The following is a 22,473-nucleotide window of genomic DNA, read 5'->3' on the forward strand; positions in this document are numbered from 1 at the left end:
TTTCCTGATAAGGACGATTAGTTGCTGGTCTTGTTGATCGCGTTCGATTGCGTCGGAGCCGGTGCACCTTCGATCATGGCTGCCGTCTTGCACTCGTCGGCCAGACGCGAGCTGTCCTTGTCCGAGAACAACATGGCCTTGGTCGGAATCACGACGAGATCCATACCGGTTGCGGCGTCGTGGAAGCGGTCTGCACCCGTGGTGGTCGCTTCGCGCGGCAGATTGTAATTTTTGTTAGCCCAGTGAACCGTGACGATCTGGTCACGCTTCATGTCGCCCTTCAGTTCGAACGCCAGGCCTTCGTTGCACGACCACTTTTCCGCGCCTTCCGGCACCGGATCGACCTTCGCTTCCTTGGCTGGGTTCGGTTTGCGCTTGATCAGGCGCTTCGGCTGCGGCTTTTTCGGCACAGCCTTGGTAGCCGGCTTCGTGGTGGTCGCCGTTTGTGCGACGGCGTCAGTCGCGACGGACAGCATCGTCGTGGACAGGGCGCCAATCACGGCGGCGATCATCAGCTTTTTCATGGAGAAAACCTTTCTATCTAGTTTCAGAACATTCCGCGGGCGACCGGTCCCGGCGACCGCGTGGTTGAACTGCACGCGCTTTGAAAGCGCACAGCGACCGCTATTTTCTCCTATTTAGCGGCAGGTACTTCAAATTCTCGGGTCCGGTGTAATTCGCGCTCGGACGGATGATCTTGTTGTCGATACGCTGCTCGATGATGTGCGCGCTCCAGCCCGCCGTACGCGCGATCACGAAGAGCGGCGTGAACATGGCCGTGGGCACGCCCATCATGTGATACGAGACCGCGCTGAACCAGTCCAGATTCGGGAACATCTTCTTCGCGTCCCACATCACCGACTCCAGCCGCTCGGCAATGCTGAACAGCCTGGTGTTGCCCGCTTCCTTCGAGAGCTTCTTCGCGACTTCCTTGATGACCTTGTTGCGCGGGTCCGAAATCGTGTACACGGGGTGGCCGAAACCGATCACCACTTCCTTGTTCTCGACGCGGCGGCGGATATCCGCTTCGGCTTCGTCCGGCGTCTGGTAGCGTGACTGGATCTCGAACGCGACTTCATTCGCGCCGCCGTGCTTCGGTCCGCGCAGCGCGCCGATCGCGCCGGTAAGGGCCGAGTAGATGTCCGAGCCCGTGCCCGCGATCACGCGGCCCGTGAAGGTCGATGCGTTGAATTCATGCTCGGCGTACAGGTTCAGCGACACGTGCATCGCGTCGACCCATGCGTTGGACGGCTCCACGCCATGCAGCAGATGCAGGAAGTGGCCGCCGATCGAATCGTCGTCGGTTTCCACCTCGATGCGCTTGCCGTTGTGCGAGTAGTGGTACCAGTACAGCAGCATCGAACCGAGCGAGGCCATCAGCCTGTCGGCGATGTCGCGCGCGCCCGGCAGGTTGTGATCGTCTTTCTCCGGCAGCACGGTGCCGAGCACCGATACGCCGGTGCGCATCACGTCCATTGGATGCGCGGCGGCCGGGATCCATTCGAGCGCGGCCTTGACGTTCGCGGGCAGGCCGCGCAGCGCCTTGAGCTTCGTTTTGTACGCGGTGAGTTCGGCTTGCGTCGGCAGCTTTTCGTGGACCAGCAGGTACGCGATTTCTTCGAATTCGCAGGCGCTGGCGATATCGAGAATGTCGTAGCCGCGATAGTGCAGGTCGTTGCCGGTCTTGCCGACCGTACAGAGGGCCGTGTTGCCCGCCGTCACGCCCGACAGGGCGACGGATTTTTTCGGTTTGAAGCCGCTTTTGGGTTCGTTGCCGCCGGGTGTGCCGGCGGTTTGCGTTGTCTCGCTCATCTCCCGCAATCTCCTTTGTGCCTGCTCATTGCTTCTGGTTGACCTACACGTTCGATGTGGCGGGTCCGCAGCGTCAGATGATTCAGTGCTTCGATTGCAGGACGGTGTACAGATCCGCCGTTCAGCGCCGCCGTGCCGATTGCCGGATGCACGCCCATGTTCATGATGCGGCTTGCACGTTAGTGCCCACTTTCGTGAAAAGCGGCGCCGCGTCTTGCGGAACAGCGCGGCCAGTGGCTTGCGCGCGGCGTAGCACAGACCAGTAATAGCGATAACTCGCGCGGTCATGCAGCGTGTCGTGATAGCGCGTGGGACCCCATTGGGCGGACTGCGCGGCCAGCAGGATTTCGGTGGCCGTGGTGATCTCTTCATCGCGCGGCGCGAACGCGGCCACGATCGCCTCGATTTGCGCCGGGTGGATGCTCCACATGCGCGTATAGCCGAACTCGTTGCGGGCGCGCGCGGCGTCGTTCGCCACTACGCTCATGTCGCGCACTTCCGTGCTGACGTTGTGCGACGGCACTTTGCCGTACGCATGGCAGGCGGCGGAAATTTCCAGTTTGGCGCGCCGCACCAGCGGATGATCGAACTGGCCGGGCGAGCGCATGGCGGTATCGGGAATCGCGCCGTCGTGCGCGGAGACGAAGTCCATCAGGCCGAAGCTCAGCGCTTCCACGCCGGGCAGCGCGGCCAGATCGAACACGCGCGTCAGCGCGCCGTGCGTCTCGACCAGCAATTGCACCGGCACCGGTTGCGCGATGCCGAGCTCGCGACGCGTCGCCTCGATGAACGCGACCATTTCGGCGGCATCATGCACGTGGCGGATCTTCGGCAGCGTGATGTAAGCGGGTGCTCGCTTCGCGGCACGCAGAATGAGACGGACGTCGTCGCGCCAGTGTGCGTGATCGAAGTCGTGAATCCGCACGCCGACGCGGCCAAAGCGGTCATGCTCGCTGCCCAGCAGCGAGGCGACCAGTTCCGCGTGCTGCGCCTCGCGGCCAACCTGCGCGCCGTCTTCGCAATCGAGCGTGATATCGAACACCGGGCCTAGTTGCTGCTGCAAAGCGAGCGATTTCAGCATCAGCTTTTCGCTGCCGGCGTAGTGATCGCAGGCAGGCAGCACAGCGGGCGGCACTTCGCCGTCAAACAGCACTTCGGCGGGTGTGAGGGCGCGCATCTTCGGCGTCAGGGCGTGGGTAGTGTTTGGAGAAATCGGATTCGGGCGCGCTCTGCCGGACCGTCGTGGCAACCGCGCAAAACGCGCTCGAATCAGATGCGAACAACCGCATTCGCACAAAAAAACCGGAACTCGCTGTGCAGACGCCAGGGGCGCCCCCCAGACCTGCCGCTTCGCGCCAGGCCCCCGAGGGGGAAAACCTGGGGGGCTGCCGCTTTCTCACGAGTTCCGGTTCGTCTGCATAGGCGCTTAGCCGAGCAGGTGTTGAACGCCGTCGCGCTCTTCCAGCAGTTCCTGCAGCGTGCCGTCCATCTTCTCGCGCGAGAACGCGTCGATTTCCAGACCTTCGACGCGCTTGTACTCGCCGTTTTCGCACGTAACCGGCACACCGTAGATGATGTCTTCCGGAATGCCGTACGAACCGTCCGACGGGATACCCATAGTGACCCACTTGCCGTTCGTGCCGAGCACCCAGTCGCGCACGTGGTCGATTGCCGCGTTAGCCGCCGACGCCGCCGACGACAGGCCACGCGCTTCGATGATCGCCGCGCCGCGCTTGCCGACGGTCGGGATGAACGTGTTGCGGTTCCATTCTTCGTCGTTGATCAGCTTGGTCAGGTCCTGGCCTTCTGCCGTTGCAACGCGGAAGTCCGGGTACATGGTCGGCGAGTGGTTGCCCCACACAGCCAGCTTCTCGATCGATGCGACCGGCTTGCCCGACTTGGCCGCCAGTTGCGACAGCGCGCGGTTGTGGTCCAGACGCAGCATGGCGGTGAAGTTTTTCTTGGGCAGATCCGGCGCCGACTTCATGGCGATGTACGCGTTCGTGTTGGCCGGGTTGCCGACCACCAGCACCTTCACGTCGCGGCTCGCGACTTCGTTCAGCGCTTTGCCCTGAACCGTGAAGATTTCGGCGTTGGCCGACAGCAGGTCCTTACGCTCCATGCCTTTCGAACGCGGACGGGCGCCGACCAGCAGGGCGACGTCTGCGTCCTTGAATGCAACCTTGGGGTCGTCGGTGATCACGACGCCCGACAGCAGCGGGAATGCGCAATCATCCAGTTCCATCACGACGCCTTTGACGGCGCCTTGCGCTTGCGGCAGGTCGAGCAGTTGCAGGATAACCGGCTGATCCTTGCCGAGCAGGTCGCCATTGGCGATGCGGAACAGCAGGGAGTAAGCAATTTGACCTGCGGCGCCGGTGACGGCAACGCGCTTTGCGGGCTTAGCCATTGAGAAATCTCCAGGACGATGCGTTAGACGCTAGGGAAAACGCCATTCTATATGCGCGTTCAGCGAAGCGTTATGAAACACGGCGGAAATCACTGTTCGCGGACTGCCTCGTAATCTGCCGAGGCCGAGCGGCGCGTTGCGGCAAGACCGCCATGCCGGAAACCTGTACAACCGTGTGGGAGCGGGATGACACATGCGCACAGCGCCAGGTAGCCGCTGCACGATGCGGGCTCCTGCAAACAGCGCGTTTCGGCAAGCGTCTGGCCAACGAATGGCGGCGAAATCGAAACCTGAACTGCGTGGGAACAGCATGGTGCAGAGTGGCTGCCGGTGCGTCGCGGCGCTGCATGGAACAGCCTCCGAAAAAACCCGCAAACCCTTGTTCGACAAGGAGTGTAGGAGTCGTCAAAGACAAAGTCAACATTATCTTATGTCTTATATAAGACATAACTGTTACTGGGAAAACCCTAGACGTGGACTAGCCCTTTATGATGAAATGCGCGCATGAATTCGAACCCGGCGAACACCACGAATCCGAACGGCCAGGGCGCCGCGGGCGAAGGTGTACCCGCTGCCGCCGCTCCGGCCACGTCGCCCACTTTCAGCCCTTTGTATCAGCAGATCAAGGGGCTGATAACGCAGAGCCTCGAAAGCGGCGAGTGGAAACCCGGCGAGATCATTCCTAGTGAAGTCGAATTGGCCGCCAGATACAAGGTCAGTCAGGGAACGGTGCGCAAAGCGATCGACGAACTCGCCGCGGACAACCTGCTGGTGCGGCGTCAGGGCAAGGGCACGTTTGTTGCAACGCACAATGAAGATCGCGCCCAGTTTCGCTTCCTGAGATTGCTGGCCGACGACGGTGCGGAACACCCGCATGTCAGCCGCCTGCTCGAATGCCGGCGCTTGCGCGCTTCGGCGGACATCGCGCGGCAACTCGATCTGAAGCCGGCCGATCCGGTCGTATTGATCAAGCGCCTGCTGCAGTTCGACGGCGAAGTCACCGTACTGGACGAAATCTGGTTGCCGGGCGCCGTGTTTCGCGGCCTCACGCTCGAACGGCTGTCGGAATACAAAGGTCCGCTCTACGCGATGTTCGAGACGGAATTCGGCACGCGAATGATCCGCGCAACGGAGAAGATCCGCGCGGTGGCGGCCGAGCCCGCGGTGGCCGATCTGCTGCATGTGCCGTCGGGTTTTCCGCTGCTCTCGGTCGAGCGCGTGTCCTATACATATGGAGACCGGCCGGTCGAGGTGCGTCGTGGTTGGTATGTCACAACCGGGTATTACTATCAGAACGATCTAAGCTGAATCGGGCTGAACGAGGGCGACGCGTCCCACACGCGCGCCTGTTTGAAAGCGCCTTTATCGCGCGTGGTGTAACGGACCTGTGGTGGTTTTCGCTGCAGCGCGATATAAAAAGGCGCTAAAATTGCGGATTAGTGTGACTACATAGTAGGGGTCTAGCATGGCTGAAGCCGTAAAAAAACCGAGGCCGGAATTCCGGAACATCGGTATCGGGCAGATATTGACGGCATACCGTCTCCCTCTAGCGGGGCGAGTATCCATCTTGCACCGCTTGAGCGGTGGTCTGCTTTTTGTTTTTCTTCCGTTCCTGCTGTACCTCTTCGATCAGAGTCTGACTTCTGAACTCAGTTTCGAAGTCTTCAAAGGTTTTCTCTCCAACATCATCGTCAAGCTCATCACGCTCGTTCTCGCGTGGGCCTTCCTGTTTCACTTCTGCGCCGGCATCCGCCACCTGGTGATGGACACGCACCGCGCGGTGACGAAAGAGGGTGGCAAGCAAACTTCCGTCGTCGTTCTGGTCGTTTCGTCGCTCCTGACGATTGCATTTGCGCTCAAACTCTTCGGAGCATTCTAAAAAAATGGCAGCTAATAACCGAATCGGTCCGAAGCGTCTCGTCGTCGGCGCACATTACGGTCTGCGCGACTGGCTCGCCCAGCGCATTACTGCCTGCGTGATGGCGATCTACACGGTAATCCTGCTCGTCTGGTTCTTCGGCGCGCGCGATTTCTCGTATGAAGGCTGGTCGTCGATCTTCGCGACGCAATGGATGAAACTCGCCACGTTTGTCACGCTGCTCTCGCTGTTCTATCACGCGTGGGTTGGTATCCGCGACATCTGGATGGACTATGTGAAGCCCGTTGGCACGCGCCTGTTCCTTCAGGCGCTGACGATCGTCTGGCTGCTCGCATGTGCGGGCTACGCTGCGCAGATTCTCTGGAGAGTGTAAAAGAATGGCTGCAATCAAGAATTCTCTGCCGCGTCGCAAGTTTGACGTGGTTATCGTCGGCGCAGGCGGCTCGGGGATGCGCGCTTCGCTGCAACTCGCGCGCGCCGGTCTGTCGGTCTGCGTGCTGTCCAAAGTGTTCCCGACGCGTTCGCACACGGTTGCTGCCCAGGGCGGCATCGGCGCTTCGCTCGGCAACATGAGCGAAGACAACTGGCACTATCACTTCTACGACACGATCAAGGGTTCCGACTGGCTCGGCGACCAGGACGCGATCGAGTACATGTGCCGCGAAGCGCCGAACGCAGTCTACGAACTCGAACACTTCGGCATGCCGTTCGACCGTAATGCAGACGGCACGATTTACCAACGCCCGTTCGGCGGCCATACCGCGAACTACGGCGAAAAGCCGGTGCAACGCGCTTGCGCGGCCGCCGACCGTACCGGTCACGCGCTGCTGCACACGCTGTACCAGCAGAACGTGGCGGCCAAGACGCAGTTCTTCGTCGAATGGATGGCGCTCGACCTGATCCGCGACGCCGAAGGCGACGTGCTCGGCGTGACCGCGCTGGAAATGGAAACCGGCGACGTCTACATTCTCGAAGGCAAGACCACGCTGTTCGCCACGGGCGGCGCGGGCCGCATTTTCGCGGCTTCCACGAATGCATTCATCAACACGGGTGACGGCCTGGGCATGGCCGCGCGTTCGGGCATCGCACTGCAAGACATGGAATTCTGGCAATTCCACCCCACCGGCGTGGCCGGCGCGGGCGTGCTGATTACCGAAGGCGTGCGCGGCGAAGGCGGCATTCTGCGCAACTCGAACGGCGAGCGTTTCATGGAACGCTACGCGCCTACTTTGAAGGATCTGGCGCCGCGCGACTTCGTGTCGCGTTCAATGGACCAGGAAATCAAGGAAGGCCGCGGCGTGGGTCCGAACAAGGATCACGTGCTGCTCGACCTGTCGCACATCGGCGCCGAGACGATCATGAAGCGTCTGCCGTCTATCCGCGAAATCGCGCTGAAGTTCGCGAACGTCGATTGCATTAAAGAGCCGATCCCGGTCGTGCCGACCATCCACTATCAGATGGGCGGTATTCCGACGAACATTCACGGCCAGGTGGTGGGCACGTCGAAGGGCGCGGAAGATCCGGTCAACGGTTTCTACGCAGTGGGCGAATGCTCGTGCGTGTCGGTGCATGGTGCGAACCGTCTCGGCACGAACTCGCTGCTCGACCTGGTGGTGTTCGGCCGCGCGGCCGGCAACCACATCGTCAAGCACGTGAAGGAAATCAAGGAGCACAAGCCACTGCCGGCCGACGCCGCTGATTTCGCACTGTCGCGTCTGGCTAAGCTCGATAGCTCGTCCTCGGGCGAGTACGCGCAATCGGTCGCGAACGACATTCGCGGCACGATGCAGAAGCACGCCGGTGTGTTCCGTACCTCGGCGTTGCTGGCTGAAGGCGTCGAGCGCATCCGCGAAGTGGCCGACCGCGTCGACAACATCCATCTGAAGGACAAGTCGAAGGTGTTCAACACGGCGCGTATCGAAGCGCTGGAAGTGGCGAACCTGATCGAAGTGGCACGCGCCACGATGGTTTCCGCCGAAGCGCGCAAGGAAAGCCGTGGCGCGCACGCGCAGGACGACTTCGAACATCGCGACGACGAAAACTGGCTGCGCCATACGCTGTGGTTCAGCAAAGGCGATCGCCTCGACTACAAGCCGGTTCACATGCAACCGCTGACGGTCGAATCGGTTCCGCCGAAAGCGCGGACCTTCTAAGGCACAAGTCAAAGGAATTCAGAAATGGCAAAGCGTACATTTGAAATTTATCGCTACGACCCGGACAAGGACGCAGCGCCGCGCATGCAAACGTACGAGATCGAGATCGACTCGCACGAACGCATGCTGCTCGACGCACTGCTCAAGCTGAAGGCAATGGACGAGACGTTGTCGTTCCGCCGCTCGTGCCGTGAAGGCGTGTGCGGTTCGGACGCAATGAACATCAACGGCAAGAACGGTCTGGCGTGCCTGACGAACCTGAACGACCTGCCGCAAAAGATCGTGCTGCGTCCGCTGCCGGGCCTGCCTGTGGTGCGCGACCTGATCTGCGACTTCACGCAGTTCTTCAACCAGTACCATTCGATCAAGCCGTATCTGATCAACGACACGCCGCCGCCGGAAAAGGAACGTCTGCAGTCGCCGGAAGAACGCGACGAGCTCGACGGCCTGTACGAATGTATCCTGTGCGCTAGCTGCTCGACGTCGTGCCCGAGCTTCTGGTGGAATCCGGACAAGTTCGTCGGCCCGGCCGGCCTGCTGCAAGCCTACCGTTTCATCGCGGATAGCCGCGACGAGGCGACGGGCGAGCGTCTCGACAACCTGGAAGATCCGTACCGTCTGTTCCGTTGCCATACCATCATGAATTGCGTCGACGTTTGTCCGAAGGGCCTGAACCCGACCAAGGCGATTGGCAAGATCAAGGAATTGATGGTTCGCCGCGCTGTTTGAGATGGACGACACATCGCATCAGTCCGACCCTCTCCGCCGTGCGCGCCTTCGCTGGCGCGCACGGCGGGGCCTGCTGGAAAACGATCTGATCTTTGAGCGTTTTTTCGGCCGATATGAGCATGACCTCAGCGATGCCGACGTGGGCGCCCTCACACGCCTGCTCGAGCTGAGCGATAACGACCTGATGGACTTGCTGCTCGCGCGCAAGGAACCGGAAGGCGACCTTGCCGACCCGGATGTGGTCCGGGTGCTGGAGTTGCTGCGGAATGCCTGAGCGGCGTGTACGCCCGCTTGTCCGTTGTTCCAGGCGTGCAATTATCGAAACCCTGTTTCCATACTTCGATTGAGGATCTGCTATGACCCCGTCAGATGTTAAAGCCACGCTATCGTTCAGCGACAATTCGCCGAGCGTTGAAATGCCGATCTACAAGGGCACTCTCGGCCCGGACGTGATCGACATCCGCAAACTGTACGGCCAGACCGGCAAGTTCACGTACGACCCGGGCTTCATGTCGACGGCGGCGTGCAATTCGGCGATCACCTACATCGACGGCGATAAGGGCGAGTTGCTGTACCGCGGCTACCCGATCGACAACCTCGCGGAAAACGCCGACTTCCTCGAAACCTGCTATCTGCTGCTGAAGGGCGAACTGCCGAACGCACAGCAGAACGCCGAATTCGTGAAGACGGTCACGAACCACACAATGGTGCATGAGCAAATGCACTTCTTCTTCCGTGGTTTCCGTCGCGACGCGCACCCGATGGCGATTCTGGTTGCCGCAGTCGGCGCATTGTCGGCCTTCTATCACGACTCGCTCGACATCAACAATCCGCGTCACCGTGAAGTGTCGGCTATTCGCATGATCGCGAAGCTGCCGACGCTGGTGGCAATGGCGTACAAGTACAGCATCGGCCAGCCGTTTGCGTACCCGAAGAACGACCTGTCGTACAGCGCGAACTTCATGCACATGATGTTCTCGAACCCGTGCGAAGAGTACAAGGTCAACGACGTGCTGGTGCGCGCGCTCGACCGTATCCTGATCCTGCACGCCGACCACGAACAGAATGCGTCGACCTCGACCGTGCGTCTCGCCGGTTCGTCGGGTGCGAATCCGTTCGCGTGTATCGCGGCCGGTATCGCGTGTCTATGGGGCCCGGCGCACGGCGGTGCGAACGAAGCCGCACTGAACATGCTGGAAGAAATCGGCTCGGTGGACAACATTCCCGAGTTCATCAAGCAGGTGAAGGACAAGAACTCGGGCGTGAAGCTGATGGGCTTCGGTCACCGCGTCTACAAGAACTACGATCCGCGTGCCAAGCTGATGCGCGAAACCTGCCACGAAGTGCTGGAAGAACTGGGCCTGCACGACGACCCGCTGTTCAAGCTGGCAATGGCGCTGGAAAAGATCGCACTGGAAGACGAATACTTCGTGTCGCGCAAGCTGTACCCGAACGTCGACTTCTACTCGGGCATCGTGCAGCGCGCGCTGGGCATCCCGACCTCCATGTTCACGTGTATCTTCGCGATGGCGCGTACGGTCGGCTGGATCGCACAGTGGAACGAAATGATCGCGGATCCGGAACAGAAGATTGGCCGTCCGCGTCAGCTGTTCATTGGCGACACGCAACGTGAAGCCAAGCCGATCGCGCAACGTTAATCGGTTTGAATCCGCAGAGCTCGTAGCGGCTGTTTTGCTGCGGGCCGACACGGAATCTGGTTGATAAGAAATGCCCCGACGGGTTCTCCCCGGCCGGGGCATTTTGTTTTCAGGTTCCGTCTCGCGTGTTCGAGCATGCAATTGCGCGGCGGTGCAGCAAGCCGCAACCGCGCGCAGGCTTGGCGGGTAACGTCGATACAGGTATCGGCACTACCACCCAACTCACTGTTTTTTATCAGTTTTCTTCCCGATTGAGCGGCCCAAAGCGGAACTCTGCGTGGCATAATCGACCGACACGGTCAGCCCGCAGTCATTACTACCCCGCATACTATGGCACAGACTCTCTACGACAAATTGTGGAACACACACGTGGTCCACACGGAAGAAGACGGCACGACGATTCTCTACATCGACCGTCACCTGCTGCACGAAGTGACCAGCCCTCAGGCGTTCGAAGGCCTGAAGCTGGCTGAGCGGCCGGTGTGGCGCATCAGCGCGAACCTCGCGGTGTCGGACCATAACGTGCCGACCACGGACCGCAGCCACGGCATTGCCGATCCCATCTCCCGGCTGCAAGTCGACACGCTCGATTCCAACTGCGACGCCTACGGCATCACCCAGTTCAAGATGAACGATCTGCGGCAGGGCATCGTGCACATCATCGGGCCGGAGCAGGGCGCGACGCTGCCGGGCATGACGATCGTCTGCGGCGACTCGCACACGTCCACGCACGGCGCGTTCGGCGCGCTGGCGCACGGCATCGGCACGTCGGAAGTCGAGCACGTGCTGGCCACGCAAACGCTCCTGCAGAAGAAGAGCAAGAACATGCTGGTGAAGGTGGAAGGCGCGCTGCCGCGCGGCTGCACCGCGAAAGACATCGTGCTCGCCATCATCGGCAAGATCGGCACGGCGGGCGGCACGGGCTATGCAATCGAATTCGGCGGCTCGACCATCCGCGCGCTTTCCATGGAAGGCCGCATGACGGTCTGCAACATGGCGATCGAGGCGGGCGCGCGCGCCGGCATGGTCGCGGTCGACGACACCACCATCGAATACCTGAAGGGCCGCCCGTTCTCGCCGGAAGGTGTGGAGTGGAACCACGCGGTCGAGTACTGGAAACAGTTCAAATCGGACGACGGTGCGCAATTCGACCGCGTGGTCGAGCTGAACGCCGCCGAGATCGTGCCGCAAGTCACGTGGGGCACGTCGCCGGAAATGGTCACGGCCGTAGACGGCCGCGTGCCGGATCCGGATCGCGAGAAGGACCCGGTCAAGCGCGACGCCTTGGAGCGCGCGCTGAAATACATGGCGCTCGAACCGAATGCGCCGATCGAATCGATCAAGCCGGATAAAATCTTCATCGGGTCGTGCACGAACGCGCGTATTGAAGACATTCGCGCCGCGGCTTACGTCGTGAAGAAACTGGGCCGCCGCGTGGCGCCGAACATTCGTCTGGCGATGGTCGTGCCGGGTTCGGGGCTCGTGAAGGCGCAGGCGGAACGTGAAGGCCTCGACAAGGTCTTTACCGACGCCGGGTTCGAATGGCGTGAACCAGGTTGCTCGATGTGTCTTGCCATGAACGCCGACCGGCTGGAGCCGGGCGAGCGTTGCGCATCCACGTCGAATCGTAATTTCGAAGGTCGTCAGGGCGCCGGTGGCCGTACCCACCTCGTGAGCCCCGCGATGGCTGCGGCTGCGGCTATCGAAGGGCATTTCGTCGATATTCGCAAGCTTGGATAAACACGCATGATGAAGAACATGAATCGCACCACTCTATTGCGCCGCTTCGCGCTCGGTTCCCTGGCTGGGCTATTGCTCGGTCTGGCCGGTTGCAACACGGTGCACGGATTCGGCGAGGACATGTCGCACCTCGGCAATTCGATCAGCAATCACGCTGATAAATAAGCGGTTTTTGATTTTTGCCGGCCATGCGCAAAGCGGCTTTTTTTAGTCGCTGCGCGCATCGCCCGGTCTCGAAACAGGCGCAAGCGTCATGGAAAAATTCATCGTACACACCGGCGTCGTGGCGCCGCTCGATCGCGAAAACGTCGACACGGACGCGATCATTCCGAAGCAATTCCTGAAGTCGATCAAGCGCACGGGTTTCGGTCCGAACGCGTTCGACGAATGGCGCTACCTCGACCACGGCGAGCCGGGTCAGGACAATTCGCAGCGCCCGCTGAATCCGGACTTCGTGCTGAACCAGCCGCGTTATCAAGGTGCTTCGGTGCTGTTGGCGCGCAAGAACTTCGGCTGCGGCAGTTCGCGTGAGCACGCGCCGTGGGCGTTGGAGCAATATGGCTTTCGCGCGCTGATCGCGCCGAGCTTCGCCGACATTTTCTACAACAACTGCTTCAAGAACGGCGTGTTGCCGATCGTGCTGACCGAACAGCAAGTCGATCACCTGTTCAACGAAACGTATGCGTTCAACGGCTTCAAGCTGACGGTCGATCTCGAAGCGCAAGTCGTGCGCACGGCGGACGGCGGCACCGAATATCCGTTCGAAGTCGCGGCGTTCCGCAAGTACTGCCTGCTGAACGGCTTCGACGACATCGGTCTCACGCTGCGTCACGCGGACAAGATCCGCCAGTTCGAAGCGGAGCGGATCGCGAAGCAGCCGTGGCTGGCTCACCGCATCGTCGGTTAAATGCGTGAGGGCCTATCCGGCCCGCTCGCTGATTCAAGCTCGCAAGAAAACGCCGGGCCGACCAAGTTTTCTTGCTCCCCCTCGGGGGGCCTGACGCGAAGCGACAGGTCTGGGGCACTCTCACTCTCGAAGAAAACCTCAAGGAATTCGCATGAAGATCGCAGTGTTGCCGGGCGACGGCATTGGTCCCGAAATCGTCAAGGAAGCCGTCAAGGTCCTGAACGTGCTCGGCGAAAAGTTCGAACTCGAAGAAGCGCCGGTTGGCGGCGCGGGCTACGAAGCGAAGGGCCACCCGCTGCCTGATTCGACGCTGGCGCTGGCGAAAGAGGCCGACGCCATCCTGTTCGGCGCGGTGGGCGACTGGAAGTACGACTCGCTCGAACGCGCGCTGCGCCCGGAGCAGGCCATTCTCGGGCTGCGCAAACACCTGCAACTGTTCGCGAACTTCCGTCCGGCGATCTGCTATCCGCAACTCACCGGCGCTTCGTCGCTGAAAGAAGAGATCGTCTCGGGCCTCGACATCCTGATCGTGCGCGAACTGAACGGCGACATCTATTTCGGTTCGCCGCGCGGCGTGCGCGAAGCACCGGACGGTTTGTTCGCCGGCTCGAAGGAAGGTTTCGACACGATGCGCTATTCGGAGCCCGAAGTGCGCCGCATTGCGCACGTCGCGTTTCAGGCGGCGCAAAAGCGTGGCAAGAAGCTGACGTCGGTGGATAAGGCCAACGTGCTCGAAACGTCGCAGTTCTGGAAAGACGTGATGATCGACGTCTCGAAGGAATACGCGGACGTCGAACTGTCGCACATGTATGTCGACAACGCAGCCATGCAACTGGTGAAGGCGCCGAAATCGTTCGACGTGATTGTGACCGGCAACATGTTCGGCGACATTCTTTCCGACGAAGCGGCCATGCTCACGGGTTCGATCGGCATGCTGCCGTCGGCCTCGCTCGACAAGAACAACAAGGGTTTGTACGAGCCGTCGCACGGTTCGGCGCCGGACATCGCCGGCAAGGGTGTGGCGAATCCGCTCGCCACGATTCTGTCGGCGGCCATGATGCTGCGCTACTCGCTGAACAAGGCGGAGCAGGCGGACCGCATTGAAAACGCCGTGAAAAAGGTGCTCGAACAGGGCTATCGCACCGGCGATATTGTCACGCCGGGTTGCAAGCAGGTCGGCACGGTTGCTATGGGCGATGCGGTGGTTGCAGCGCTGTAAAAAGCAGACAAGGCAAGCAGTGTCAGGTCGTCAAACGGCCTTTAAAACGCGAATTGGCCTCGAATGAGGCCGATTCGCGCGCAATACGGGCGATAACGGCGGATATTGACGTCGCCGGATTCCGGTTTTCGTGTATATTGTAGCGATGGCGCACACAGCTCAAATCTCCTCGATTTCGAAACTGCACGGCAAAACGGCCCGTGCGGTTGAGCTCGCCATTACCGCCAAAGCTTCCATTAAAACGATTACCCCGAAAACGATCACGAAACGCTGATCGTCCGTCGTGCCCGCTCATCTTCCCCGCGCGGTCACTGCGGGCAAAGATGCGGGGAAGTTTCCATTCGAAGGGTATGAAGTCATGAACGTAGGTCTCGTAGGTTGGCGCGGCATGGTCGGCAGCGTCCTGATGCAACGCATGCAGCAGGAAGGCGATTTCGATCTTATCGAACCGGTGTTTTTCAGCACCAGCAACGCGGGCGGCAACGCGCCGTCGTTCGCCAAAAACGAGACCAAGCTCAAAGATGCGACAAGCATTGAAGACCTGAAGAAGTGCGAAGCGATCATCTCGTGCCAGGGCGGCGACTACACGAACGAAGTGTTCCCGAAGCTGCGCGCGGCGGGCTGGAACGGCTACTGGATCGACGCGGCTTCGTCGCTGCGCATGAAGGACGACGCGGTCATCATTCTCGATCCGGTCAACCTCGACGTGATCAAGAACGCGCTGGTCAAGGGCCAGAAGAATTTCATCGGCGGCAACTGTACGGTCAGCCTCATGCTGATGGCGCTCGGCGGGCTGTTCCGCGAAAACCTCGTCGACTGGATGACGGCCATGACGTATCAGGCCGCTTCGGGCGCGGGCGCGCAAAACATGCGCGAACTGCTGCAGCAAATGGGCACGCTGTACGGTGCAGCCAAGGAAGATCTGGCTGATCCGTCGTCGGCGATTCTCGACATCGACCGCCGCGTTCTGAGTGCGATGAACAGCGACCGCATGCCGACCGGCAACTTTGGCGTGCCGCTCGCCGGCTCGCTGATTCCGTGGATCGACAAGGATCTCGGCAACGGCATGTCGAAAGAAGAATGGAAGGGCGGCGCCGAAACCAACAAGATTCTTGGCAAGCCGGCTATGGGCACGCCGGGTTCGATTCCGGTGGACGGCCTGTGCGTGCGGATCGGCGCAATGCGCTGCCACTCGCAGGCGCTGACCATCAAGCTGAACAAGGACGTGCCGCTGGACGAGGTGAACAGCATCCTCGCGTCGGGCAACGACTGGGTCAAGGTCGTGCCGAACGAGCGTGAAGCGTCGATGCGCGATCTGTCCCCGGCGGTCGTGACGGGGACGCTGACGGTGCCGGTTGGCCGCGTGCGCAAACTGGCGATGGGCGGCGAATATCTGTCGGCTTTCACCGTCGGCGATCAGCTGCTGTGGGGCGCCGCGGAGCCGCTGCGTCGCATGCTTCGCATTGTGCTCGACAAGTAAAGTAAACTACGCGCTCACGACGCGTAGAAAACTCAAGAAGCGTCGCGCTTGCGCGGCGCTTTTTTCATTGTGTGCTCCGATTATCTTGTCTCTCTCCAACCGCAAAAAAGGGCTGCGCGCTGACGCGCCAGGAGTCCCGATGAACCTTCGACTCTCATCCCTTCGGGCTATGTTCGTTCATCGAGGTGCTGGCCAATTGATGGCCACCGCCGCTTTGGCCTTTGCGCTGGCCGGCGCCGGGCTGGGTAGCGCGGTCGCCGCGCCGGGCGATGCCGCAAGCGCGCCGGACGCTGCTGCCGTTTCGTACGCGAACGGTGGTCAAGTCACGGTGCGCGCCGGGCAGTCGCTGAACGACGTGGCGATTGCCGTCACGCAGTCGCACGACCGGGCGACGCTCGCACGTGCGTCGCGTGCATTGTTCGAGGCGAACCCGAATGCCTTCATGAGCCATGACCCGAGCCGGATGCGCGTGGGCGCGGTGTTGACGGTGCCGGTGCTGGATGCGTCGGGTGCGCTGGCTGCGTCGTCGGCGGGTGCTGCGTCCGCCGTTTCCGCGACGGCTGCTACGACGCCGGCTTCCGCGCCGGGCACAGCGGTGGCGAGTGGGCCGGCGAGCGGCGTGGCGCAGGTCAATGCGGCGGCGGCAAGCGCCGTGAGTGCGGCAAGTGCAGCGGCTCGGGCCGCGACGCCTGCCGCTCCTGCCGTTGCGGCGACGGCCAGTGTAGCTGCCGAGGCCAGTTCGGCGGCGCCGGCGGCGGTGGTGTCTTCTGCCCCGCTCGTGGGATCGCAGGCGGCGGCGCTGCCGGCGAGCGGCGCCCATGAATGGGCCGGATCGATTCAACCGTCGGCTAGCGAGCCTGCTGAAGGCGCTTCGGCGCCTGGCGCCGCAACAACTGCGGGGACGAGCGCCGCACAGCCGGCATCGCAGCCGCGTGCGCAGGTCTCGAGCCTGCAGCAATTGCTGGCGCTGAAAAACCGCGTGCTGATGGAGTTGCAGAAGCATGGTATCGGCGGTACGCCGGCTGTAACGGCCACTGCCCCGACCGGCGTCGCGCAGCCGGCGCCGGGTGCGTCCTCGGCAGCGGCTGCGCCGGGTCATGTCGCTACGCCGGTGGCCTCGACGTCGAAAGATGCCGGCATGTCGCAGACGGAACTGAGCGTGGCGGCTGCGGTTGGCGCGGCGCTGGTGGTGCTGCTTGCGGCTTTGCGTATGGGGCGCCGCAAGCGTGAGCGTGTCGCGGCGGCTGAAGCTGTGTCGACGGAAGGCGATTCCGCAGTGTCCGCACGGGTAACGGGCCAGCAGGACATCGCTTCGACGCGCGAGGAGATTCCGGTGCACGAAGCGCCGGACGCGGCCGACGAAGCAGCCGTACGAAATGCGGCAGCGCTGGCGGCCACCGAGCGTGAGGCTGCGGAAGGCGAGGCGGCGGCGCGCGAGATGGCGGAACGCGTGGCGGCGGAGCGCGACGCGGAAATTCGCCGGGCGGCGGCGCGAGAAGCAGAGGAACAGGCGGCGGAGCGTGCGGCCGAAGAGCGAGCCGCAGCAGGGCGAGCAGCCGAAGAACGGGCTGCGGCAGAACGCGTGGCGGCAGAGCAGGCTGCGGCAGAACACGCGGCCGAAGAGCGGGCTGCGGCGGAGCGAGCAGTCGAAGAACAGGCCGCAGCGGAACGCGCAGCCGAACAGCAGGCCGCAGCAGAGCGAGCAGCCGAAGAACAGGCTGCGGCGAAACGCGCAACCGAACAGCAGACCGCAGCAGAGCGAGCAGCCGAAGAACAGACAGCAACGGAACGCGCAACGGCAGAGCAGGCGGCAACGGAACGCGCAGCGGCCGAGCACGCCGCAACCCAACAACCCGCATCCGGCCACGAAGCCACCGCTCACGCAACCTTCCCCACACAAGACCCCGCCACGCCCCAGCGCGTCTGGCAGGAGCGCGACGTCACGTCCGCGTCCGCCGAACCCGCGCAAGTCGATCCGAACATTGCGCCGTCCGCTCAGAGCGATTTCGCGCCCGAACCTCTTCCTGCGCCGCCGCTCGATCACTTCGATGACGCGACGATGGCCGCGAGCCTCGCCGCCGCTGCGGAACTCGGTGCCGAGGCTTTGCCGCTGGCGCCGCCCGAGCCCCTCGACGAAGCCTTCCCGCATGAGGAACCCGTTCACCGTCTGCAATGGGACGATGAGCCTGCCGCACCGCAGGAACCACTGCCCGAACCGGCAGCGCCGGTGCATTCCCAACCCGCGCCCACTGTGCCGACCGAGTTTCCGCGCGACGCCGTCGATGCCTTCGGCAGCCTCGACATGCCGTTGCCACCGCGCGTCGAGTCGTCCGCCGACCACGTGCATGCGCCCGCTTCGTTGTCGACGCAGCCGATGTCGTCACAGGAAGCCACGGCGAAACAATCCGCGGCCGAGCATCATCCGGACGACACGCCGCACATCGCCGACGAGATCTCCGCCGGCACAGCGGGCCACGCGGCCGTCGCAGGACTGGGCGCCGGCTTGGGTACAGGCTTGGGCGCGGGCCTCGGCGCGTCCGGCTTCGGCGCGTTGAAGCTCGACTTCGACCTCGAGTTGCCGCCCGGCCCGGCCGAGCCGCTGCCCGCGTTCACGCAGGCCGATCTCACCCGCATCGCCCGCAACAAGCTCGATCTGGCTACCGAGTACATCGAACTCGGCGACCTGTCGGGCGCGCGCGCTCTCATCAACGAAGTGATCGAGACGAACGATCCGGCTACGCGCACCGAGGCCCGCGCGCTGCTCTCGACGCTCGCCCCGTTGTCGTGAAGCGTATTGCTCTAGGCGTCCAGTACGACGGCTCGGTGTTCTGCGGCTGGCAGTCGCAACCGCACGGCAACACGGTGCAGGACGAGCTCGAACGGGCGTTGCGCGAATTCGCGCAAACGCCGGTGCAAACCATTGTCGCGGGCCGCACGGATACGGGGGTGCACGGTCTCGGCCAGGTCGTGCATTTCGATACCGAACTCGATCGCGCGGACGTTTCGTGGGTTCGCGGCACCAACTCGTTTTTGCCGAAGACGATCTCGGTGCAGTGGGCCAAGCCGATGCCCGACGAATTCCACGCGCGTTTTTCGGCGTTCGAACGCACCTACTACTACGTGCTGTACGTTCATCCCGTGCGCTCGCCGATGCTGGCGGCGCGCGCCGGCTGGGTGCATGCGGCGCTCGACGTCGACGCGATGCAGGCGGCCGCCGCTCATCTGATCGGCGAGCACGACTTTTCGGCTTTTCGTTCGTCGCAATGCCAGTCGAAAACGCCGGTCAAACATCTGTATCAGATCGACGTGCGGCAGCAGGGCGACTTCATTCATTTCCGTTTTCGGGCGAACGCGTTCCTGCACCACATGGTGCGCAACCTGATGGGCTGTCTGGTCTACATCGGCCGTGGCCGTCGCCCGGTCGAATGGATGGCCGAGGTGCTCGCGAGCCGTGATCGCGAGTTCGCCGCGCCCACCTTCATGCCCGACGGCCTGTATCTGGCGCAGGTGGGCTATCCTGAGCAATTCGCGGTGCCCGCGCCGCAGACAGGCAGCGTGCCGTGGAGTACCGTATGGACCGAGCAGGCGCAAACATGAAATCAACCGAAAACCTCGCGAGAGAATCCAGCAGCGGCATGGAGCAGTTGCCCGCACCGCATCGCACGCGCATCAAGCTGTGCGGGCTCTCGAAGCCCGAAGACGTAGCCCACGCGATCGACCTCGGCGCCGATGCGATCGGCCTCGTGTTCTATCCGCCGAGCCCGCGTTCGGTCAGCGTCGCGCAGGCGGTCGAACTCGTGCGCGACGTGCCGCCGTTCGTCTCGGTGGTGGGCCTGTTCGTCAATGCCACGCCGGACTGGATCCGCGAAGTGGTGAGCAACGTCGGGCTCACGCTGCTGCAGTTTCACGGCGACGAGACTGCCGGGCAGTGTGAATCGCTCGCCGGCGTTGCGGGTTTGCCTTGGTTGCGTGCGTTGCGCGTTGCGGCGGATACTCAGCCGGCCGATTTGGTAAAATCGGCTCTTAGCTATTCAGCAGCCAGCGGCCTTCTGTTCGACACCCATGTCGAAGGGTACGGCGGCGGCGGGAAGGTCTTCGATTGGTCACTTATTCCAGCAGGGCTCGCGCGTCGGGCCGTTTTGAGTGGTGGGTTGAGCGCGCAAAACGTCAGTGATGCGATCCATTGCGTGCGCCCGTACGCGGTCGATGTCTCGAGCGGCATCGAATCGCCGGGCGCCAAGGGCGTGAAAGATCACGCCCGGATGGCGGCGTTCGTACGCGCGGTGCGCGCAGCGGACGCCGAATGATTCCGGCGCCGCGGCGCTCTTGCACGAGAGCCGAGCGCCACACTGAGAAGAGTGATCACAATGTATAACTTGCCTGACGAAAGAGGCCATTTCGGCCAGTTTGGCGGCACGTTCGTCGCTGAAACGCTGGTTCACGCGCTCGACGAGCTGCGGGCGGCGTACGGGAAATATCAGAAAGACCCTGATTTCGTCGCGGAATACGAGCGCGAATTGAAGTATTTCGTCGGCCGTCCGTCGCCGATCTATCACGCACAGCGCTGGAGCGACATGCTCGGCGGCGCGCAGATTTTCCTCAAACGCGAGGATTTGAACCACACAGGCGCGCACAAGATCAACAACGTGATCGGCCAGGCGCTGCTCGCCAAGCGCATGGGCAAACCGCGCGTAATCGCGGAAACCGGCGCCGGCCAGCACGGCGTGGCCACGGCCACCATCGCCGCGCGTTTCGGCATGGAGTGCGTCGTCTATATGGGCGCCGAGGACGTGCGCCGCCAAGCCGCCAACGTGTACCGCATGAAGTTGCTGGGCGCGACTGTCGTGCCGGTCGAGTCGGGCTCGCGTACCCTGAAGGACGCATTGAATGAAGCCATGCGCGATTGGGTGACTAACGTCGAAGACACGTTCTATATCATCGGCACCGTGGCAGGACCGCACCCGTATCCGATGATGGTGCGCGATTTCCAGCGTGTGATCGGCGACGAATGCAAGGTGCAGATGCCGGAGCTGGTCGGTCGTCAGCCGGATGCAGTGATCGCGTGCGTTGGCGGCGGTTCGAATGCAATGGGGATCTTTTACCCCTATATTGACGACGCTTCCGTGAAATTGATCGGCGTTGAAGCGGCCGGCGACGGCATCGAAACCGGTCGCCACGCTGCTTCGCTGATCGGCGGAAGTCCCGGCGTGCTGCACGGCAACCGCACCTACCTGCTTCAGGACGAAAATGGCCAGATCATCGAAACCCATTCGGTGTCGGCGGGCCTCGATTATCCCGGCGTCGGTCCTGAGCACGCGTGGCTAAAAGAGAGCAAACGCGCGGAATATGTCGGCATCACCGACGAAGAAGCGCTCAAGGCGTTTCACGATTGCTGCCGCATCGAGGGCATTATTCCGGCGCTGGAATCCAGCCACGCGCTGGCCTACGCCACGAAGCTCGCGCCGACGCTGCCGAAGGACAAATACCTTCTGGTCAATCTGTCGGGCCGCGGCGACAAGGACATGCATACGGTCGCCGAGCGATCGGGCATTCAGTTCTGAGCGCCGCGACGATGCGCGACGAGTTCGACGAGCCGCAGCCGGCAATTGAAACCGTGCCGGCCGCCAGCGCACCGGCGGCCGGCGCGCCTGCAACGCTGTTACCGCAGGTGCCCGCCGGCATCCAGCTGTTGAACCGCGATTTCCTGTCCGATGTTGCGAATATTCCCGACGGGTCGATCGACCTGATCCTATGCGATCCGCCTTATGGGCTCGGCAAGGATTACGGCAACGACTCCGACATGCGCACGGGCGACGATTTCCTCTCCTGGACGCGTGGCTGGCTCGAACTGGCTATTCCGAAGCTCAAGCCGTCGGGTTCGCTCTACATTTTCTGCACGTGGCAGTACGCGCCGGAAATCTTCAGCTTCCTGAAGACAAAACTCACGATGATCAACGAAATCATCTGGGACCGGCGTGTGCCGAGCATGGGCGGAACGGTGCGCCGCTTTACCTCGGTACACGACAACATCGGCTTTTTCGCGGTATCGAAAGATTACTTTTTCGATCTCGATCCCGTCCGCATCCCGTACGATGCCGCCACGAAGAAGGCGCGTTCGCGTAAATTGTTCGAAGGCAGTAAGTGGCTCGAGGTTGGCTATAATCCGAAGGATGTCTGGTCGGTATCGCGACTGCATCGGCAACACGCTGAGCGCGTCGCGCACCCCACCCAGAAGCCTCTGGAAATCGTCGAGCGGATGGTGCTGGCAAGTTGTCCGAAGGGCGGGCGCGTGCTCGATCCTTTCATGGGCAGCGGCACCACCGCAGTCGCTTGCGCCCGTCAGCAGCGCGAATTCGTCGGCTATGAGATCAATGAAAGTTACTGCGCGATCGCGCGTGAACGCGTCAGCGCTGCTGCCGCGCCGCCGGTAGCGCGCCGGGTCAAGGCCAAAACTCAACGGCAGACCGAAGTGCAATGACCGGCGTG

Annotated in this window: 21 protein-coding genes; 17 read left to right on the top strand and 4 right to left on the bottom strand. The window is 62.3% G+C overall.

The window, feature by feature from the left end:
* Positions 1-17 precede the first annotated feature (17 nt).
* The 4 genes from BXE_RS22695 to BXE_RS22710 all read right to left on the bottom strand — a co-directional run bounded on the left by BXE_RS22695 (position 18) and on the right by BXE_RS22710 (position 4,222).
* The gene (locus tag BXE_RS22695; RefSeq protein ID WP_011490478.1) at positions 18-524 is read right to left on the bottom strand and encodes a hypothetical protein; all 507 of its coding nucleotides are present in this window, start codon (positions 522-524) and stop codon (positions 18-20) included.
* 100 nt (positions 525-624) lie between these two features.
* Positions 625-1,812: a bifunctional 2-methylcitrate synthase/citrate synthase gene (gene prpC, locus BXE_RS22700; protein WP_011490479.1), complete on the bottom strand. Its 1,188-nt coding sequence runs from the start codon at positions 1,810-1,812 to the stop codon at positions 625-627.
* 160 nt (positions 1,813-1,972) lie between these two features.
* Positions 1,973-2,989 (bottom strand): HpcH/HpaI aldolase/citrate lyase family protein, encoded by a 1,017-nt coding sequence (locus tag BXE_RS22705; protein ID WP_011490480.1) that lies wholly within the window; start codon positions 2,987-2,989, stop codon positions 1,973-1,975.
* A gap of 249 nt (positions 2,990-3,238) precedes the next feature.
* Positions 3,239-4,222 (bottom strand): malate dehydrogenase, encoded by a 984-nt coding sequence (locus BXE_RS22710; protein ID WP_007178772.1) that lies wholly within the window; start codon positions 4,220-4,222, stop codon positions 3,239-3,241.
* 504 nt (positions 4,223-4,726) lie between these two features.
* Here BXE_RS22710 and BXE_RS22715 point away from each other — a divergent pair.
* From BXE_RS22715 to BXE_RS22795, 17 genes are all read left to right on the top strand, one after another.
* Positions 4,727-5,530 carry a GntR family transcriptional regulator gene (locus tag BXE_RS22715; protein WP_011490482.1) on the top strand — a complete coding sequence of 268 codons (804 nt, stop codon included), beginning with the start codon at positions 4,727-4,729 and terminating at the stop codon, positions 5,528-5,530.
* Between the two features lie 157 nt (positions 5,531-5,687).
* On the top strand, positions 5,688-6,101 hold the full coding sequence (gene sdhC / locus BXE_RS22720; RefSeq protein WP_011490483.1) for a succinate dehydrogenase, cytochrome b556 subunit: 414 nt from the start codon (positions 5,688-5,690) through the stop codon (positions 6,099-6,101).
* A 4-nt stretch (positions 6,102-6,105) separates the two neighbouring features.
* Entirely contained in the window at positions 6,106-6,474 is a 369-nt protein-coding gene (sdhD, locus tag BXE_RS22725; protein WP_011490484.1) for a succinate dehydrogenase, hydrophobic membrane anchor protein, read from the top strand.
* 4 nt (positions 6,475-6,478) lie between these two features.
* Entirely contained in the window at positions 6,479-8,254 is a 1,776-nt protein-coding gene (gene sdhA, locus BXE_RS22730) for a succinate dehydrogenase flavoprotein subunit (RefSeq protein WP_011490485.1), read from the top strand.
* Between the two features lie 24 nt (positions 8,255-8,278).
* A complete protein-coding gene (locus tag BXE_RS22735) occupies positions 8,279-8,983 on the top strand; it encodes a succinate dehydrogenase iron-sulfur subunit (protein ID WP_011490486.1) in 705 nt (234 codons plus the stop codon).
* Between the two features lies 1 nt (position 8,984).
* Entirely contained in the window at positions 8,985-9,257 is a 273-nt protein-coding gene (locus BXE_RS22740) for a succinate dehydrogenase assembly factor 2 (RefSeq protein WP_011490487.1), read from the top strand.
* A gap of 82 nt (positions 9,258-9,339) precedes the next feature.
* Positions 9,340-10,641, top strand: a complete 1,302-nt coding sequence (gltA, locus tag BXE_RS22745; protein WP_011490488.1) for a citrate synthase — start codon at positions 9,340-9,342, stop codon at positions 10,639-10,641.
* Between the two features lie 330 nt (positions 10,642-10,971).
* Positions 10,972-12,381: a 3-isopropylmalate dehydratase large subunit gene (gene leuC, locus BXE_RS22750; protein ID WP_011490489.1), complete on the top strand. Its 1,410-nt coding sequence runs from the start codon at positions 10,972-10,974 to the stop codon at positions 12,379-12,381.
* A gap of 6 nt (positions 12,382-12,387) precedes the next feature.
* On the top strand, positions 12,388-12,546 hold the full coding sequence (locus tag BXE_RS22755) for an entericidin A/B family lipoprotein (protein WP_040124161.1): 159 nt from the start codon (positions 12,388-12,390) through the stop codon (positions 12,544-12,546).
* 88 nt (positions 12,547-12,634) lie between these two features.
* Positions 12,635-13,288, top strand: a complete 654-nt coding sequence (gene leuD, locus BXE_RS22760; RefSeq protein WP_011490490.1) for a 3-isopropylmalate dehydratase small subunit — start codon at positions 12,635-12,637, stop codon at positions 13,286-13,288.
* A gap of 151 nt (positions 13,289-13,439) precedes the next feature.
* Positions 13,440-14,507, top strand: coding sequence for a 3-isopropylmalate dehydrogenase (leuB, locus tag BXE_RS22765; RefSeq protein WP_011490491.1), 1,068 nt, complete (start codon positions 13,440-13,442; stop codon positions 14,505-14,507).
* A gap of 358 nt (positions 14,508-14,865) precedes the next feature.
* On the top strand, positions 14,866-15,987 hold the full coding sequence (asd, locus tag BXE_RS22770) for an aspartate-semialdehyde dehydrogenase (RefSeq protein ID WP_011490493.1): 1,122 nt from the start codon (positions 14,866-14,868) through the stop codon (positions 15,985-15,987).
* A gap of 139 nt (positions 15,988-16,126) precedes the next feature.
* A complete protein-coding gene (locus BXE_RS22775) occupies positions 16,127-18,775 on the top strand; it encodes a FimV/HubP family polar landmark protein (RefSeq protein WP_011490494.1) in 2,649 nt (882 codons plus the stop codon).
* Positions 18,772-19,584 carry a tRNA pseudouridine(38-40) synthase TruA gene (gene truA / locus BXE_RS22780; protein WP_011490495.1) on the top strand — a complete coding sequence of 271 codons (813 nt, stop codon included), beginning with the start codon at positions 18,772-18,774 and terminating at the stop codon, positions 19,582-19,584. Before BXE_RS22775 ends, truA begins: the two co-directional genes overlap by 4 nt.
* Positions 19,581-20,294 (top strand): phosphoribosylanthranilate isomerase, encoded by a 714-nt coding sequence (locus BXE_RS22785; protein WP_011490496.1) that lies wholly within the window; start codon positions 19,581-19,583, stop codon positions 20,292-20,294. Before truA ends, BXE_RS22785 begins: the two co-directional genes overlap by 4 nt.
* Positions 20,295-20,354: 60 nt before the next feature.
* A complete protein-coding gene (gene trpB / locus BXE_RS22790; protein ID WP_011490497.1) occupies positions 20,355-21,548 on the top strand; it encodes a tryptophan synthase subunit beta in 1,194 nt (397 codons plus the stop codon).
* A gap of 11 nt (positions 21,549-21,559) precedes the next feature.
* On the top strand, positions 21,560-22,465 hold the full coding sequence (locus BXE_RS22795; RefSeq protein ID WP_011490498.1) for a DNA-methyltransferase: 906 nt from the start codon (positions 21,560-21,562) through the stop codon (positions 22,463-22,465).
* The last annotated feature ends 8 nt before the right edge of the window (positions 22,466-22,473 follow it).

This window comes from Paraburkholderia xenovorans LB400 (assembly GCF_000013645.1).
GTDB classification, from domain to species: Bacteria; Pseudomonadota; Gammaproteobacteria; order Burkholderiales; family Burkholderiaceae; genus Paraburkholderia; species Paraburkholderia xenovorans.